Below are 15854 nucleotides of genomic sequence, written 5' to 3'. Positions count from 1 at the left end.
TGTGCGGCTATCCTTCCAAAGGTTTCAACGCTCTGCGCTGACAGCGAGGGCAAGGGCACAACCGCCATCATGAAGGCTTCTAGGCATAGAGCATTATGCGCTCGGTAGGTCTTCTTGAGTCGCCTTGCGTATCTGCATACTCGTCGTCTGTGGATGTGAAGTGAGCTGAATGACGCTCGTAAAGCGCACTCATGTTATTGCATATATTACGCACGGACTGAGATCTTCACAGGCCGACCACCGGTCAATCTTTGAGCTTCTCTAAGCCCAGAGATATAAGCGCCATCAACATACCCAAACCGCTCTGCAGAGGTCGCTTCACCAGCAAAAAGCAAACGTCCTTCAGGCTTACCAAGGTTATCTATTTCTTGCAGGGAAACGGAGGGAGGAATATGCGTGTAGGCCCCACAACTAAAAGGATCAGACAACCAATTAGTTCGATGCCATGCCACTGGTACTGCTGGAACACCACCGCAGGCACTTGAAAGCGCAGACATAGCCATATCAAATGCAGTGTCATCATCCAGTTTAGAAAGTTCGATGGCTTTTGGGCCGCACACGTGTGCAGCCAAAGTAGGGCGTTCAGGACTGACAGTCACATCGACCCAATACGGAAATATCGGATGATCTTTGATTAATATTCCTCTTGCGTCATTCTCTGCAGTCTTCCAGAAAGAATTATTAAACTGAAACACTAACTTCTCAAAACAACCAAACCCTAATTGCTCAATTGCAAAACGCTTCTGACTAGACAGCGCAGGGGAAAACTTTATAGCCCCCGACTTTAATACTCCCAAAGGAACGCTAAGGATAACATGAGAGCCATTTTCGATACGACCATTGGCACAGCGAACGGTAACTCCTGACGACGTTTGCTCGATTTCACTGACCACTGATTCACAATGAATCTGGCAGCCTTTGGCCAACAACTCTAACATCGCGCTATAGCCATTGACGATACAATCGTCCTCACCTTGATAACCTGCATCGCAGGTATAGTTAATCATGGAGATATCATCAGCAGCACACGCAAGATCTGCCTCAAACCCAGTAGTCAGAATGAAATTTATCCATTCGCGCAGTTCACTATCGGAAACCTCTAGCAACTTCACCTCAATCATTTCAGCGATAGTTTGCGAAGACTCACATGAGAATGCAGAGTCCATCAACTCCTCTTCAACGATATCAACCAACCCCATTATCCGATCACGCTCAGAACCATCAAGCTCTTTCCCTGCGTGGCTAGCCAACTTTAAGTTATTATAAATTTCACTCAAAGGGAAAGCCCTACGTGGCAGGGAGAGAAAGTCTGCCAACTCGGATAGGGGATTACCAATCGGGGCATGAATCCACGCACCGCCGGCTTCTACATTGGCACCTGCTAAAGGTACAGTTTTAGTACGCCCACCAATACTTGACCGCCCCTCCAAGACGACTACTTCAACCCCATGAGCTTTGAGGGCATTAGCTGCTGCAATACCCGAATACCCTGCTCCGATCACGATGACGCGCGTAACTGGATCAGATACTGGTGCCACAGAAGGCTGTCTAGATGGTGTAAATGAACCTTTGAGTAATTTATTATCTGGCAACATAGATGTATCCTTGGGGCAAAGGCGTTAGCAGCATGAAGTATATTTTTTGATGACAGCCCTGTAAATGACGCAGCAACAAGCCACAACAAACAATAACAAATATTCACAACATCTTACGCTTTACAAAAAACTGCATACACTTAAAGCTACAGAGCACACTTAAAGCGCGGTTTTTTCTATAGCTGCTAGTAATTTAAAGCGCAGAAATCTGCGTTGAGCATGAAAACCCATGCTTAGACAACTATATTCACTTCATTAATATTTCTTTTACATACTCCTGACACGCGGCAAGAGCCATCAGTCCTTGATCGCCATCACCGGTGATTCCGACAATTCGTTGAGCAGCCGCTGGGTCAAGTTCGGCTCGCGCCGTTCCATGAACCACGCCGCAGGTGCGGGCGGTGGCTGGCAACCCACCGCCACCACCCGAGGCGGCGGTGTTGAGTAGGACTGACAGCCGGACATCAGCAGTAGCCAGCTGGCCACGCAGACGAGCCTGTTTCGCTTGTTCATCGCGCAATTCCTTGTAGTGGGTTTCGTCACTCGCTTGCAGGCGATCCTCGAGCGCACGGCGGGCGTCCTGCTGCTCACCCTGCCAGTTGAGCACCGCCGTAGCTGCCTGCTCCCGGTCTGTGCTGTACGCCTCGGCCTGTTCGGCCAGGGCCTGGCCGTAGGCGTTGGCCTGCCAGGACCAGGCCAGCCAGCCGCCCAGGGCGAACCCCAGCACCAGGGCCAAGGCTGGCAACAACCAGCCCGGGGCCTTCATGCCAGCACCTTCAATGCGCGCTCATACAGCGCGTGGCGATCCGCCAGGCCGTTGGTGCCGCCGTTGATGCGTTTGGTGATGGTGAGAAAGTCGCCTTTGTCGGCGAGGGTGTTCAGGCCAGCCCGTTGCCAGAACCAGCCCGCCGACAGCGCTGCATAGACCGGGTTTTCCAGCAGCTCCGGGGTATTGAGCAGCCGCGAATCGCCGAACAGCGCTTCGCTGCACGCTTCATAGTTGGCCCGGCCGGTGACCTGGATCAGGCCCCGCCCCCGATACTTCTGGCCGTCGCCATCGGCCTGCGGGGTATTGCCCAGGCGAGCGGCCAAGGTGCCGGTGTCGTACTTGCTCAAGTACTGGTCGTTGCCTAGCTCGCGGACATAACGCAGTTGGCCGGACTCATGGCCGATCTGAGCGATAAACGCCGCAATTCGCAGCCGGGTGATGATCGCGTACTTGCTCATGGACGCATTGAGCGCAGGAACAAAAACGCCGGCTTTAGCGCCGGCGTTGGGGAGGATTTGCAGCAGTTGCTGCTCGGTGATTGGCATGTGTGGCTTCTCCAGTGATGAGGTTTAAAGCTGCTCGACCCGCAGCGGCTTGGTGGCTTTCTTTTTCTTACCCTTGGCTTTCGCCTTGCCCCTCTTGCCGCCATTACATTCGACGGTGGTACTCCAGCCCGATTGGGTAAACACCTGCTCGACCGAGTCGACCAGGTATTCACCATCGAGCCCGACCTTGAAGCCCTGGGCGTTGATCATGCGTTCCGCGAACAGGTCTGTACGCCCGGGCATCTCCAGGCGCACACCGGCAGTGCTGCGGTTGAATGCCGCCAGCCGGGCTTTCGCGGCCTGCTCTGCGGCGGATTTGTTAGGGTAGATATGGCGGTCGGTGTGCACCGGCGGCAGGCCGTCCGGCGAGTCGTCGTTGCTCAGGTCGACCACACGCAACTTGCCGCTCTTCTTGTCCTGGTGCTTGGTCTGCACCGCCTTATGCGTGCTGCGATCGCCGAGGCGAAACTGGTAGCGGCTCACGTCGCGGCGGGTGATGGTGACCATGCCCAAGGCCTTACCGGTTGCGCTCAGGCCCTCCTGACGCGGTAGCACCAGCAGCTTGCCGTCGGCCACCTTGGCTGTGCAGTCGTACTGCTTTGCCAGGCGAGTGATGAAGTTAAAGTCGGACTCGTTGAGCTGGTCGACCCGTGGCACCTTGGTCGTGACCGGGCACACCGGTTGCCAGCCATTGCGTGCTGCGATGTCACGCACGATTTGTTGCAACGGCACATCCTCCCAACTGCCACTGCGGGTGGTCTTGCCGCTACCGCGCATGTCGCTGGCCTTGCCGCGTATCTCAATGGTGTCCGGCGGGCCGCTGACCACCACTTCATCCACGGTATAGCGCCCCAGCCGAGCCAACGCCTGGCCGCTGTAGCCCATGAATACCTCGATACTGGCCCCCCGGCTAGGCAGCGCTACAGCCTGGGCCCGGTCATCGATGCGCAATTCAAACTCGTCCGATTCCATGCCCGGCTTGTCCGAGGTGCGCAGGGTCACCAGCCGGTCATTGATCAGCGCAGTGATGTCGCGGCCATCGGCGACAACTCGAAAGATAGGGGTCATGCCTCAAGCTCCAGGAAATGAAAACCCCGCACTTGGCGGGTTTGTGAGTTGAATCATTGATCAGTCCCATAGCAGTACCTGAGCATCGACCGCCGCCGGTAGATCCGGCAGCACGATCAGCACCCCAGCCCGGAACGGCTGGGGTTCATCGCCCAACCCCTGGTTGGCATCCAGCACCGCCTCGACGCTGCCGTTCAGGTGGCCGTAGAACTGATAGCAAATCGTGTCGAGCAGATCCCCGCTAGACGTTCTGCAGGTCGTCGCCATAGCTCACGAACTCCAATGAAAAGCCCTGTTTGCGCGGTACACCGCCGGCCAGCAGGTGGCTCTGTTCTTCCTCAAGGCTGGTCAGGCACCAGGTGCCCAGGACCTCGCCGTAACCGGTGGTGAGGCTCAGCGGCTGGAGCCGCCGGCCAATGCTGCGCAGTTTCTGCAACTGGCCGAGGCCGGCCTTGAAGCCAGGGAACACCGCGCCCTTGAGCGTGATTTTGTCGTCCCCCTGCCCCACCGCCTGCTGGGCAATGCTGCGGGTCAGACGCTCCTGGCCTGCCCACCTGAACGCCGTCTGCCTGCGCAGTTCGTCGAATGCCGCCGTGTCCAAGTTGAAGTAGTAGGGCTGTGCCCCAGGGCGCAGGGGATGAATGATCAGCAGGTGCGGGAACGGCTTCACTGCGGCCGCTGCCGGCGTACCAAGGCCGCCCAGGGCACCGCTGGGCAAGATGTTCCCCAGGGCCGGGCTGCCTTGCCCGCCGATGCGGTTGATTGCAGCCCCCGCCCGGGCCGTCTGCTCCTGCAAACTGCCCAGGCGTTGCTGGATCTGCCCCGCCGCCGACACGGCCTGGCTGTAGCCGGCGGCGACCTGGCCCACAACCGATTGCGCAGCAGTGATGCTGCGCAAGGTCCGTTGCAGCTTCGCGCCGATCTCCGGGCCCACGAACGGCACATTCTCCAGCTCGGACGCAGCCCCCGTAATATCGCCGATAGCCCCGTTCAACGGGGTCAACATGCCGTCTGCGCTGGTGCGCCCGGCCTCCCCGGCGGCGACCAGGGAGTGGAGCCCCGATTGCAATTGTTCCATGTAAGCCATAGGGCCTCCTTATACGTGTGGTTCATCCGACAACTGCCGGGCAGCGGCCTGCCGGCTGTATTCGTCGAACTGCGAACGCAGGTGGGGTGCCAGCTCCCGGGCCAGCTGGGCCAGGTCCTTAACATCACCCTCGACCCGGATCGACAGCGCCGGGGCGAAGCTGAATTGCTGGTCGACCTTCGGTGGGGCCGGCTTCACCAACTCAGGCGCCTTGAGCAGTGCCGGCGTTGCGACTGGCGACTCTGTCCCCGCCATCGAGCGCACCACCTGGCCCAGCGGCTTGGCGGACTCCGGCGCCTTGAGCATCAGCGGCGCCGGGCCGGCTTTGAAGAACCTGGCGATATCGCCCAGGACCGGCGGAATGTTCTTGCCGGCATCGCGCATCATCAGTGGGCCGGCGTCCGGCAGCCGCTTAAGCGAGTCGTCACCACCGAACAGCGCCTTACCAGCTTTTGCGCCCAGGGCATCACCGCCCCAATAGCCGAGGGCGCCACCCACCGCGGCCCCTACAGCCCCGCCGATGGCCGTGCCGAGCCCTGGCACAATCGAGCCAATGGCAGCACCAGCCGCCAGCCCCGCCTTGGTGCCGAGCATGGCGCCCGCCAGACCACCAGCCGCACCGCCGTAGCCTTCGGCCTTCTCGTCCTTGGTCTTGGCGTTCTGGTAGGTGTCCGCGACCTTGAACCCGGCCCCCAGCGCCGACAGCACGCCGCCACCTTTCACCCAGGGCGACATGCCCTTGACCAGGCCGCCGACACTCTTCAATGCCGACACGCCCAGGCTGGTGGCGCCCTTCAATGCCGCGCCACCCAGCCGCGCCGTGCGGCCCAGCACGCCGGGCCGGAGCGCAGAGCGCAAGGCACGCCCGGCCCGGCCGAGCCGGCCACGTACGCCGCCAGTACCCTTGCCGCCCCTGGCGCCTTTCCCGCCCTTCTTGTCCCGGCCGCCGTCTAAGTCGTAATCACCGCCCAGGCCGCCGGCGTTGGTGACGAAAACCCGCTGGATCACATTGGGGTTGCCCATAAGCGAGCCCCGAGCCACGTTCAGCAACCCCTTACCGATCTTGAAGGCCGAGGCCACGCTTTTCAGCGCGACCAACCCAGTGCCCAGGGCGGTGACGCCGGCAACCACACCCGGCATCTTTTCCGTGAGCCCTGTAAGCGACATGGCCACCGTTCGCACACCCTTGGCCACCGCGTCCGTTGCCGGCCGCAGAGCATCACCCACCGCACGCATGCCGTCGTTGATCGACTGCAAAGTTTCAGCCCAGAGCTGGGCGGACGTCTGGCGTCGTTCGGCCAGGTTCTGATCAAGAATGCCCTTGCCGTTAAGCGAGTTCTTTTTCTGCTGCTCGTATAGCTCCCGGTTCTGCGAGTAGGCCAGCAGGGCCATCTTGACTTGCATGTCAGCGAACAGATTGCCGGTTCGCAACGACTCCTCCAGCGCGATCAACTGCGCCTTGGCCGCCTCCGGATCGGCTTCCTTGCTGATTTTGGCCTGAGCTTCCTGCATCTTCGCGGCCTTCGCCGGGTCCGTGGCCTTGATGTAGCGCATCGCCAGCTCAAAGGTCGATTCAAAGGTCGACATCCCCTTCTGGATACCCGTGTTCAAAGACGCTTGGTAATCAATGCCCACGTCCTTGTAGGCCTTGACTACATCTTCCGCACCCGATTTGGACATCCAGTTCATCAGGTTATTGGCCGCCTCGTCCGCACTGCCGGCGGTCTTCATCTGCACTTGCAGCATCGAGCCCAACTGCACCACCGCATCCATGCCAAACAGCTGGGTGTTACCCATGTTGGCCAGCAGCTTGGGAAACCAGCGCGCCATGTCGGACGCCTCGAAACTGCCCGACTGGCCCTGCACGGCGATAGCCTCCAGCGCCTTTTCCATGATTTTCGGATCGTTGATCTTGGCGTTCTGCTGCAACGCAAAAATCATTTTCGCCGTCTCTTCACCGCCCGAACCTTGACCGACCGCGAACTTTGCAGCGAGCGGCGCATAGGACAGCGCCTTGTCCAGCTCCAGGCCGGCGGCCACCAACTGGTTCACAAGGTCCGCCACATCGTTTCGGCCCATGCCGGTCTGCTGGGACGTCTCGATGATCGTCCGTGTCATCTGCTGCTCTTCAGGCTTGTTGGCAATACCAGCCTTGATCGCGATATCCCGAATGATCGCCTGGTAGTCAGCACTGATCTTTGTCGGGATCGCTACAGCAGCAGTCCCGGCCACGGCGTGGCCAATGCTCGACTTGAAACCCTCCTTGCCCTGCTGGATCTGCTGGTGCCCCTTGAGCTGCAAGTCTGCGCCCTTAGCCACCCGGCCGAGGGCCTGGTATTCCTGGCGCAGCTTGCCGACCTGAACGCCCTGCTTTTGCAGGCTGCTTAGGTTGCGCTCCAGCTTGCTCAGCAACCCGGCCGCCGAAGCCGCCCCACTGTCGTGGGCCCGCTTCCACTCATCACGCAGGCGCATGGTTTCGCCGATCGTGCTTTTCAGCACCTTGGCTTTGCTGCCCTGCTCTTCCAGCTTCTTGATGCGGTTTTCAACGGTCTTGAAGGCCGCGCCGACTGTTGCACTCACGGCGCCGCCGATCACCAGCCCTAACGCAATATTGCGTGCCATCTGGTCCCCCTACACGCGTGAGGCTCAATCCGTGAGCCACCAGACCATGTCGGAAAAACGCATGGTCATAATCTCCTCGGCAGAAAAATGCAGCTCGCTGGCGAGCCGCTTTGCCGCCATCTTCAACACCGCCGGGTCAAAGTTCGTCGTCTTGCACCAGGCGAAAATAGCCGGCCTGCAGGCGCTGATAGTCCTTGAGGGTCATGCCCTCCAGGTCCTTGCTGGAGGCCTGGGCCAGGCTGGCGAACAGCGCCAGTTCGCGCTGTTCGTCGTCGCCGCCAGCGGCGGTGTTCGCTGCCCGCACGTCGCGTACCGTTGGGGCCCGCAGGGTGACCCGATCACACTGCACGCCGTTCAGCTCGACAGCCTTGGTCAGGGTCACCACCACGCTGTCGGCAGCGAGGTGCATCCAGGTCGGAGTTTTCTTTGCTTGAGTCATGAGGGTTTTCCTTACAGGCCCAGGGCCGAACGTTGAGCGGCGAGCTGGTCGACGCCGTTGATCACGCGCTTCATGCCGAGGGCATCGATCTCGTAGATCAGGCGCCCGTCGACCTCCAACTTGTAGTAGGTCAAGGCCACGTTGTGCTTGATCTCGGCCTTGTCGCCGGCCTTCCAGTCGCCCATGTCGATCTCTTTCAGCATGCCGCGCAGGGTCACGATCACTGCCGTGGTCTTGCCCTTCAGTCCCTTGAAGGCGCCACGGAACACGCCGTTGAACGCGGTTCCATCAGACAGTCCGAACATGCGCAACGACTCGCGGCGCACGCCGGTGGTGGTGAAGCCGGCTTCTTGCTTCTCCATGCCCATGTCCAGTTCCACCGGCAGATCCATACCGCCCACTCGATGCTCCTCGGTCTTGAGCGTGAGCTTGGGCAGGGTCAGGCTCGGTACGTCGCCTTGAAAGCTGATGCCGTCGACAAACAAATTCATGTTCGCCAGGGTTTCGGGAATCATTGCCATTGCTGCGGCTCCTTAAGCGGTTTTATCGAGGACTTCGGTCAGCCATTGGTTGGTGACTTCGACCCGGAAATTCGGGTTCTCGGCGGGGGGGACGTCGGTAAAGCGGATGTTCCAGTACACCTTGCCCTGTTCCAGTTGGCTGGCGGTGTTCAACTCCGGATCTGCGTAGACCTCGAAATTGATAATCGCCCCCTGGTTCTTCAGGTCGCGCATGAAGGCTTGCAGGCCCTCGGTGACGTCCTTCACATAGGTGGCCGTGATCGACCGATCCACCGCCCACTTGTGGCCGTAGAGGATCGCGTCCATGACGATGTCCATGGTTCGCACGCGGGTGACGAAGGCCCATTTCGGATCACTGGACAGCGTGCGGTTGCCCCACAGACGAAAGCCGGCGTCGCGGATGATGGTGGTGATGTTGGCGTTATTGAGCAGGTTGGCCCGGCAGGTCTCGTCACCGTCGAGGAACTCAACAGGCCGGCCTGTACCCGTGATACCAACGAACTCCTTGTTCGAAGGCGAGGCCCAGAACCCGTAATCGCTGTCAGTCCAGGCGAACAGGCCAGCGACCCAGGCCGAGGCCGGCGCATCGACGGTGGCGCTGGCGGCGGTGTCCCAATACTGAACCCCAGGATCGACCAGATAAGCGCGCTTGGCGCCGAAGTTCTTGGCGTAGGCCATGGCTGCTTCATCGGTGCTGTTGGGGCCGTCGATGATGGCCAGGCCGCGCAGCTTGTCGCCCAGGGCCACCAGGGCCGTGCCCACCGCCTGGGTCGCACTGTGTTTGGGCGCCACCAGCAGGCGGGGCTGGGCGTTGAAACGGCTCTTGCCATCGAGCAGCGCCTGCAAGCCAGTACGCTTGCCGCTGGCCAGGACCCCGCCGATGATCGCCGAGGTCTGTTGCGCAGCGTCCGCGACCTTGGCCACGCCACAGGCGACGATCACCGCCTTGGCCCGCTGATAGATCGCTTGGCACGCCTTGGTGATCGCCGCATCCGGGCCCCAGGCGGCAATCGCCTCGCGCTCGCTGGTGATCAACAGCAGGTCATTAGCCTTGGCGCTAACGCCCGGGCCCTCGGTGAAGGTGTCCACCAGGCCGATGATCGAGGACGTGGGCAGCGCGATGGTGCGTGCGCCGGTGTCCACGTTGGTGACGGTGACGCCGTGGAAAAAGCTCATAGAGTCTCCAGAAATGACAAGGCCCCGCATGTGCGAGGCCGTGGGTGGAACAGGCGCCGAAGCGCTGGAATGAAAACGCCCCGACAGTGCGGGGCGTTTACTCGGTTTGCTCGGTGATCCAACTCGGCACCGCCGGGCGGTGCTCGATCTGAGGAAAGTCAGGAGATTGCGGCCAGTCCCGCAGGGCCTGGATGTACTTCAGCAGCTCACCGAACTGCGCCACACTGAGGCTGGTCGGCCCCCCGATTTCCAACTGATCGCGGTGGCGATCACGCAGCCAAATCACAGCAACCAGCGCTCCATCGCGCCAGGCCCTTTCCTCTTCCGGCGAGGCCGCACTCGCCGCCGCGATATAGGCCTGTACCTCGGGGCCGGACATCGGGATGAGATCGTCAGGGATGAAGTGCGTCGGCGCATCGTCATCGTAAGCATGCACACCTTGCGTTCGTGGGTTCTTGAAATATTTCATGTGCGCAACTCCACCCAGCAGGGGTTTACGGCACCGCTATTGATTGTCGCTGTGTACACGGCCCCTGCGGGAACGATGAATGAGGCGTGATAGGCAGAATTCGTGAGTCTTACGCCGTCGACATAGGCAGTCACGCTACCGGTGGTGAACGAAATCACCACAGCGATGGAGCGGCCAGTCGTGTTCGTGTAGATCGTCCCGGACACACGACTCGCCGTGACATCTCGCCAATACTGACCATCACCGATGCCGCGTTGCAGCGAGTTGAACAAATTGTCGACCTGGGAGCGTGTATAAGCATCGCCGATGCCATAACCACCAAGCGTGGCGGCCTTGTCGGCCTTGCTGGCGGGGTTGAAATTGCCGGTATGCCACGCCCCATTTCCGAAGAACGCAACCACTTTATTGGCAACGTCGAGCGTCAGCGGGAAGCTCGTTTCCCCTGCCAGCACGGCAAAGCAGCGAAACACCTTATCGACAACATCTGCCCGAAAATCGAGCGCGGGCGAACGCCACGCAATCTCCGGCGTGTCCAGCGTGCCGTTGTCCAGCGCAATGGTGCCGGCCATCACCCCGCCCGTCTTCGGAAACAAGTTACCGACCGCTGTATTCAGCTCAGCTTTCGTCGCCCCATCGGTAATACCGTAGCCGCCTAAGGTCGTGGCCTTGTTCGCCTTATTCGACAGAGCGTTGGTGACAGTCGTGGCGAAGTTGGGGTCGTTGCCCATCGCATCCGCCAGTTCTTTTAGCGTATCGAGGGCACCAGGCGCCGATGCCACGAGTGCGGCCACTGCCTGCTGGATCGCCGCCGTGGTCTCCGGCTTGGTGAACGCATCGGTAATGCCATAACCGGCCAGCGTCGTCGGATTGACCCCACTAAGCACGATGCCGCGCTTGTCGATGGTGACCTGCCGGTAAGTGCCTGCGGTCTTGTTCCCAGGCAGTGCCGTCGCCAGCGAATCGTCTACATATTGCCGGGTGGCCAGCACCACCGCTGGATCGATCTTGAGCACGATCTGGGCGGTGTTCGACACAATGAAGTTCATGCGGATGATCTGGGTCTTGCCGGTGCCTTGGGCCAGCAGTGGCTTGAAACTCGGTGCGCAATTGGCCACCGCCACCAGGTCGCCCGCCGCGTCATACAAGCCGATCTCGCGAATCCAGCGCCCGCCGACATCCGATGGAATCACCTGCTCGGTGATGATCAGGTTCGGGTTGGCCGGATCGGTGCGGACCTGGTTCACCGGCGCCCGGCGCCATTCATTGATCAGCCTGGTCTGGGCCCGATCGGGCACGGGGTCGGTGCCATTGGCATCCCCCACCGCCATATCCTTGAAGGTCCAGGGAATGCCCAGGGCGGTGGCGTTGGCCTGTTTCGCCTCGCCCACCGCCGTGAGGATGGCGAAGAACTGACTGTTGGAATCGATCATGGGTACACATCCAGAGTGTCTATTTCGTCAATGCACGCGACCTGGCCGAAACGGCCGGTCACTTCGATATCGCGAGGAGTCGGCGGATAGATGTCGATCACCTCGCCCTGGTCGACGTAGGCGCCGAACCTGATGGTTCCTGATGTTTCCAGGCTGATGGCCAGGCCCGTCATGTGGCGACTGACCGGCTTGGCGTCATCGATCAGCCGCGTTAGCTCGGCATACATCGCTTCGGTGATACCGGTATCCAAGACCCCGACTTTCAAGGCGAAGGTAGCCGGCGGCCCCTGGGGAACCGTCTGCCACCATTCGATCACCTCGATCAGGTAGCCCAACGGTTCCACAGCACGGCGCAGCGCACCGATGGTGCCCTTGCGCGCATGGATGAAGAACGATGCGCGTATGGCATTGCGCTTGACCGTCTCGGACCAGCCCGGGTCCCAGCGATCCACCGACCAGGCCCAGGCCAACTGCGGCAGCAGGTGGGCCGGGCAGGTCGCGGGGTTGTAGAGCGTGCGCAGGATCTGCGCGACTTCCCCAGGCCGGGCCCCTGCGCTTTCCATGGCCCGTTCCAGCGGCGTGCTGTTGATCGGCAGTAGGCTGGTCATATCAGCCCCCCAGCGTGACGCTGTAGCCGGTGCAGTAGGCTGCCTGGGCCCGCGTCGGGGCGATGTCCTGCCAGTTGGCCAGGTCGACCCGGGCCACGCCTGCGACGTGCAGCTGAGCATCGATGGCCGAGCGGGCAACCTCCACCCCCAGGCGCCGACGCGGATTGATCCAGGCCGCCAGCTTGCGCCGGGCCTCGGCCAATGCGGCATCGCTTTCCGGCCCTGGGCCCTTCATGTACAGCACCGCATCGATGCGGTAGGGCAGCACCTGTGCACTCTGCACCGTGACCCGGTCCCCCAGCGGCCGCACGTTCTCATCATTGAGAGCCGCCGCGACTGTCGCCAGCAGCTCGGCGCTGGCTTTCCCGTCACCGTCGAGGCTCAACACCGTGACCGTGACACAGGCCGGCGCCGGGCTTTCGGCTTCGGCATCCGCCACCAGCGCCGAGGCATTGCGGGCATGCAGGATGTAGCTGTTGCGCGGGCCCGCCGTGGTCAGGCCCTCGTAGGCCAGCTGGACGCGCTCGCGCAGTGCGTCGTCGGACTCCCTGACCTCCTCCACCGGCGGCACCGCCTGGGGATCGGCCGGGCGGATCACCAGGCGTGAAAGCTTGACGTTGGCCGCCAGGTGATCCAGGTCGGCATCCCGCGCGTGGGCCAACAGCAGGGCCTTGGCCGCGTCGTTGATCCGGGCCCGCAGTTGCAAATCGCCGTAGGCCGACAGCTCCAGTTGCTTGGTCACCGGGTCACTTTCAAGATCCGCCGTCCAGGCTTCTCCCATGTACTGACGAAACATCGCCAGCTTGCCCTGGTACAGCGCCTCGAAATCCAGGGCCTCCAGCACCTGCGGCGCCGGCAGGGCCGACAAGTCCAATATGCTCATGCCGTCACCTCCAATACCGCGCTATCTCCCAGGTACTGGCCCGTCAGCTGAAAGCTGATCTGCCCACCCACCACCGCCACCACCTGCACTCGCTCCAGCCTCAAGCGTGGCTCCCAGCGCAGCAGCGCCCGGGCCACCTCGGCCTGGACGGCGCTTTTCCAGCCGCCGGTGACGGGCAAGTCGACGTAGCGGCGCAGGTCGCTGCCGTACTCCGGACGCATCCGCCGGCTGCCCAGCGGCGTGGTCAGGATGTCCTCGATGGACTGCCGCACATGCTCAAGGCCCGACAGCGGCTGGCCCGTTCGGCGATCCATTCCGATCATCGCGTCACCCCTGCGGCTGTAGGTCCGGATGCGAGCGCAGGTAGTCCAGCGCCACCTGGTCGCCCGCCTCGGCCGTTACTTGGCCCTGTTTCACAGCCAGTTGACGGCCATCCGGCAGGATCAGCACGCGGGAGGTATAGAGGGTGTCGCGGAACACCGAAGCGCCGGGCGCTGCCGGCTCCCCGCCGGGTTGCTCGGCGGGTTTCTTGGTTGTGGTCATGTTTGCTCCAGGCGAAGAAATGCCCGCGATGGCGGGCTGCTGGTTATTGAGGCACCGCGGTCGATCCACCGCCGGGCAGCACGCCCGAATGGGTATGAGTCGAGCCGACGTTGACCCCGTTGTGTTTGAGGCTCGCGCCGTTGATTTGTACGTCACCGTTCAAGGTGATTTGTCCGCTTAGGGTGATGCTGCTGGCCTTGCCGGTGATCGCGCTATCGGTGATCACCGCCGAGCTGCCGCCGACCTGGATGGTCACCATGCCGCTGGGTAGGTTGATGCTGTAGCTCTTGGCCTGCCAGTCGTAGACCAGCGAGCCGCCATCGTCGAAGCGCCAAACCTCGACGTGGTCGCGGTTGTCCGGCTGGGCACCAGCGTTGCCATACAGCCCCGGGACAAAGGTGCCCTGAGCCGGCTCGCCGCTGGGGCTGATCAAGGCCCCCTGCTCGCCCAGGCTCGGCGCCCGCCAGTGCCGGGCCTTGCCGGCGGCCTGGCTGTGCCAGCGCACCCAGGCGCTGGTCCAGCCGGCACCGTCGGACACGCGCACCATGGCGGCGGCCAGATCGACCGCGACCACGCTACAGGGAATGATCAGGCCGGCCAGCATCCGGTCGTGCTGTGCGCTGACATAACTCATGACAGCTCCTCGGGCCGGACATTGCCAACACCTTCGCCGAGGTTGAACACCAGTGTTCCGGGTGGCTGGTTGGGCCATGGCCATTCCTCGTGGCCGAGGTAAATGCCCTGGGTCCATTCCACAGCCCAGATTGTGTAGCCGTCCAGCTCGGGCCGCGTCCAATCCTGGCCGGAGCGGACAAACTGCGCAGGCTCTACCGGCTGCCCCCAGGTCTGCATACGTAGCAGAACCGCAAGCTGCGAGGCGATGAACAAGGCTTGCCGTTCAGATTGAGTCTGCTCGGCTCCCACCATCACCCGCGCTTCAAAGCGAGCGTCCAGCGCCGTCTCGCCGGTCAGCGGATCGGCTCCAGGCTCCAACTCAACCAGGTCAACAAGCACGGCTGGAAGTGCTATGCGCGCCGGCTGGCCAGACATCACGGCTACATCAAACAGGCCGGGAATAGCCTCGCGGATATGCTTCTCGATGGCCTGGTAGAGCTGGTCTAGATCAAGGGGTTCAGACACCTTTGCTACCTCTCAGGTATTTTTGCAGCTCAAAGTTCAGCTCCTGCTCCAGAATCTCCAGCAGCCGCTGATCAGCCCGTTTAACCCATTCATCGAAGATGGGCCGCACGTCATCCAGCGACACCTTGGCCTTGGCCAGGGGGAAGCGGTTGTCGTTCTCGTTGATGAAGCCCGTGCGCCGCCGCCCCTCGCGGGTTTCGGGATAGTCAGCTGGGTCATAGTGGCGGCTACCGGTACGAATCCAGATGTCGGCCTGACTGCCATAGACCTGCTTGTAAAACGCCCCCTGATAACGCCTGCCCGCCACCGACACACCCGACTGGTTCTGGCGGGCGCGGCCGATACGGCTGGACTCAATCGGGTTGATACCGAACCAGAGCTTGCCCTGCCCGGCACTGTTGATCGGATAGGCTCGCAGACGCTGGCGAACAGCTCCCACCGCTATGCGCTCCTTGCTGCTGACAGCTCGGGAGATGTAGGTGCGCAGCCAGCGCAACGTCTTGTTGATCGCCCGGCGCTGGGCCACCGCCGCCGCTTTCGGGACCAGGGCGGCAAAGTCCTTGAACGCCTGTAGATGCGCAGGCGACGACTGCAAGGTGATGACGCCATCTCTGGCGGCCACCCGTGCATAGCTACCAACGTTCATGGGTTGATCCTCAGGACAAGCGTTACCAGGCCGTCACCTGTCGGCTCCACCAGGATCAGGGTGTAAACCCCGCCGCCGTCATGCTCCGGCAGGTCGATCCGCACCTGTTGCCGGATCTCTACGCCCTCGGCGTCTACCACACGAATCACCAGGTGCGGTTCGCGCAGCGCCGTGGACATCTTGCCAAGCTTGGGTTGCAGCCAAGGCGCGGAGAACATCCCCCGCACCTCGCGCCCTTCGATGTAAGCAGTGTCCGCCAGCACTTCAAACACCACCTCGTCGACATCCGCCACCAAGTCGCGAATGCCCACGG

General features: G+C 61.6%; 19 protein-coding genes and 1 pseudogene. All 20 read right to left on the bottom strand.

Translation table 11 applies throughout. The features are described from left to right. Nucleotides 1-206: 206 nt before the first annotated feature. Nucleotides 207-1595 (bottom strand): NAD(P)/FAD-dependent oxidoreductase, encoded by a 1389-nt coding sequence (locus H7A76_RS23955; RefSeq protein ID WP_185700785.1) that lies wholly within the window; start codon nucleotides 1593-1595, stop codon nucleotides 207-209. Between the two features lie 247 nt (nucleotides 1596-1842). Next, the gene (locus H7A76_RS23950; protein ID WP_185700784.1) at nucleotides 1843-2361 is read right to left on the bottom strand and encodes a lysis system i-spanin subunit Rz; all 519 of its coding nucleotides are present in this window, start codon (nucleotides 2359-2361) and stop codon (nucleotides 1843-1845) included. Next, nucleotides 2358-2909, bottom strand: a complete 552-nt coding sequence (locus H7A76_RS23945) for a glycoside hydrolase family 19 protein (RefSeq protein WP_185700783.1) — start codon at nucleotides 2907-2909, stop codon at nucleotides 2358-2360. Before H7A76_RS23945 ends, H7A76_RS23950 begins: the two co-directional genes overlap by 4 nt. A gap of 24 nt (nucleotides 2910-2933) precedes the next feature. Then, nucleotides 2934-3977: a phage late control D family protein gene (locus tag H7A76_RS23940; protein WP_185700782.1), complete on the bottom strand. Its 1044-nt coding sequence runs from the start codon at nucleotides 3975-3977 to the stop codon at nucleotides 2934-2936. Between the two features lie 60 nt (nucleotides 3978-4037). Beyond that, a complete protein-coding gene (locus tag H7A76_RS23935; protein ID WP_085599547.1) occupies nucleotides 4038-4244 on the bottom strand; it encodes a tail protein X in 207 nt (68 codons plus the stop codon). Beyond that, complete coding sequence (locus tag H7A76_RS23930) at nucleotides 4219-5064, bottom strand: phage tail protein (protein WP_185700781.1); 846 nt, start codon at nucleotides 5062-5064, stop codon at nucleotides 4219-4221. Before H7A76_RS23930 ends, H7A76_RS23935 begins: the two co-directional genes overlap by 26 nt. Nucleotides 5065-5073: 9 nt before the next feature. Beyond that, nucleotides 5074-7686: a phage tail tape measure protein gene (locus H7A76_RS23925; RefSeq protein ID WP_185700780.1), complete on the bottom strand. Its 2613-nt coding sequence runs from the start codon at nucleotides 7684-7686 to the stop codon at nucleotides 5074-5076. 136 nt (nucleotides 7687-7822) lie between these two features. Next, on the bottom strand, nucleotides 7823-8125 hold the full coding sequence (locus H7A76_RS23920) for a phage tail assembly protein (protein ID WP_185700779.1): 303 nt from the start codon (nucleotides 8123-8125) through the stop codon (nucleotides 7823-7825). An 11-nt stretch (nucleotides 8126-8136) separates the two neighbouring features. Beyond that, nucleotides 8137-8646, bottom strand: coding sequence for a phage major tail tube protein (locus tag H7A76_RS23915; protein WP_085599553.1), 510 nt, complete (start codon nucleotides 8644-8646; stop codon nucleotides 8137-8139). A gap of 12 nt (nucleotides 8647-8658) precedes the next feature. Then, nucleotides 8659-9822 carry a phage tail sheath family protein gene (locus H7A76_RS23910; protein ID WP_185700778.1) on the bottom strand — a complete coding sequence of 388 codons (1164 nt, stop codon included), beginning with the start codon at nucleotides 9820-9822 and terminating at the stop codon, nucleotides 8659-8661. Nucleotides 9823-9919: 97 nt separating this feature from the next. After that, a complete protein-coding gene (locus tag H7A76_RS23905) occupies nucleotides 9920-10291 on the bottom strand; it encodes a phage tail assembly chaperone (protein WP_185700777.1) in 372 nt (123 codons plus the stop codon). 647 nt (nucleotides 10292-10938) lie between these two features. Further along, nucleotides 10939-11721: pseudogene (locus H7A76_RS32885) on the bottom strand (phage tail protein); the annotation flags it as partial. Then, nucleotides 11718-12329 (bottom strand): phage tail protein I, encoded by a 612-nt coding sequence (locus H7A76_RS23895; RefSeq protein ID WP_185700775.1) that lies wholly within the window; start codon nucleotides 12327-12329, stop codon nucleotides 11718-11720. The pseudogene H7A76_RS32885 and the gene H7A76_RS23895, both read right to left, overlap by 4 nt. Nucleotide 12330: 1 nt before the next feature. Beyond that, the gene (locus H7A76_RS23890) at nucleotides 12331-13212 is read right to left on the bottom strand and encodes a baseplate J/gp47 family protein (RefSeq protein WP_185700774.1); all 882 of its coding nucleotides are present in this window, start codon (nucleotides 13210-13212) and stop codon (nucleotides 12331-12333) included. Beyond that, the gene (locus H7A76_RS23885) at nucleotides 13209-13535 is read right to left on the bottom strand and encodes a GPW/gp25 family protein (RefSeq protein WP_185700773.1); all 327 of its coding nucleotides are present in this window, start codon (nucleotides 13533-13535) and stop codon (nucleotides 13209-13211) included. Before H7A76_RS23885 ends, H7A76_RS23890 begins: the two co-directional genes overlap by 4 nt. Nucleotides 13536-13539: 4 nt before the next feature. Beyond that, nucleotides 13540-13755 (bottom strand): hypothetical protein, encoded by a 216-nt coding sequence (locus H7A76_RS23880; protein WP_185700851.1) that lies wholly within the window; start codon nucleotides 13753-13755, stop codon nucleotides 13540-13542. Between the two features lie 43 nt (nucleotides 13756-13798). After that, nucleotides 13799-14389, bottom strand: coding sequence for a phage baseplate assembly protein V (locus H7A76_RS23875; protein WP_185700772.1), 591 nt, complete (start codon nucleotides 14387-14389; stop codon nucleotides 13799-13801). Further along, complete coding sequence (locus H7A76_RS23870) at nucleotides 14386-14895, bottom strand: hypothetical protein (protein WP_185700771.1); 510 nt, start codon at nucleotides 14893-14895, stop codon at nucleotides 14386-14388. Before H7A76_RS23870 ends, H7A76_RS23875 begins: the two co-directional genes overlap by 4 nt. Then, on the bottom strand, nucleotides 14888-15541 hold the full coding sequence (locus H7A76_RS23865) for a phage tail protein (RefSeq protein ID WP_185700770.1): 654 nt from the start codon (nucleotides 15539-15541) through the stop codon (nucleotides 14888-14890). The genes H7A76_RS23870 and H7A76_RS23865 overlap by 8 nt, the downstream gene beginning before the upstream one ends. Continuing rightward, nucleotides 15538-15852, bottom strand: coding sequence for a hypothetical protein (locus tag H7A76_RS23860; RefSeq protein WP_185700769.1), 315 nt, complete (start codon nucleotides 15850-15852; stop codon nucleotides 15538-15540). Before H7A76_RS23860 ends, H7A76_RS23865 begins: the two co-directional genes overlap by 4 nt. Between the last annotated feature and the right edge of the window lie 2 nt (nucleotides 15853-15854).

The organism is Pseudomonas sp. MSSRFD41, assembly GCF_014230245.1.
Classification (GTDB): Bacteria; Pseudomonadota; Gammaproteobacteria; order Pseudomonadales; family Pseudomonadaceae; genus Aquipseudomonas; species Aquipseudomonas piscis.
This window is presented reverse-complemented; position numbering and strand designations above follow the sequence as displayed.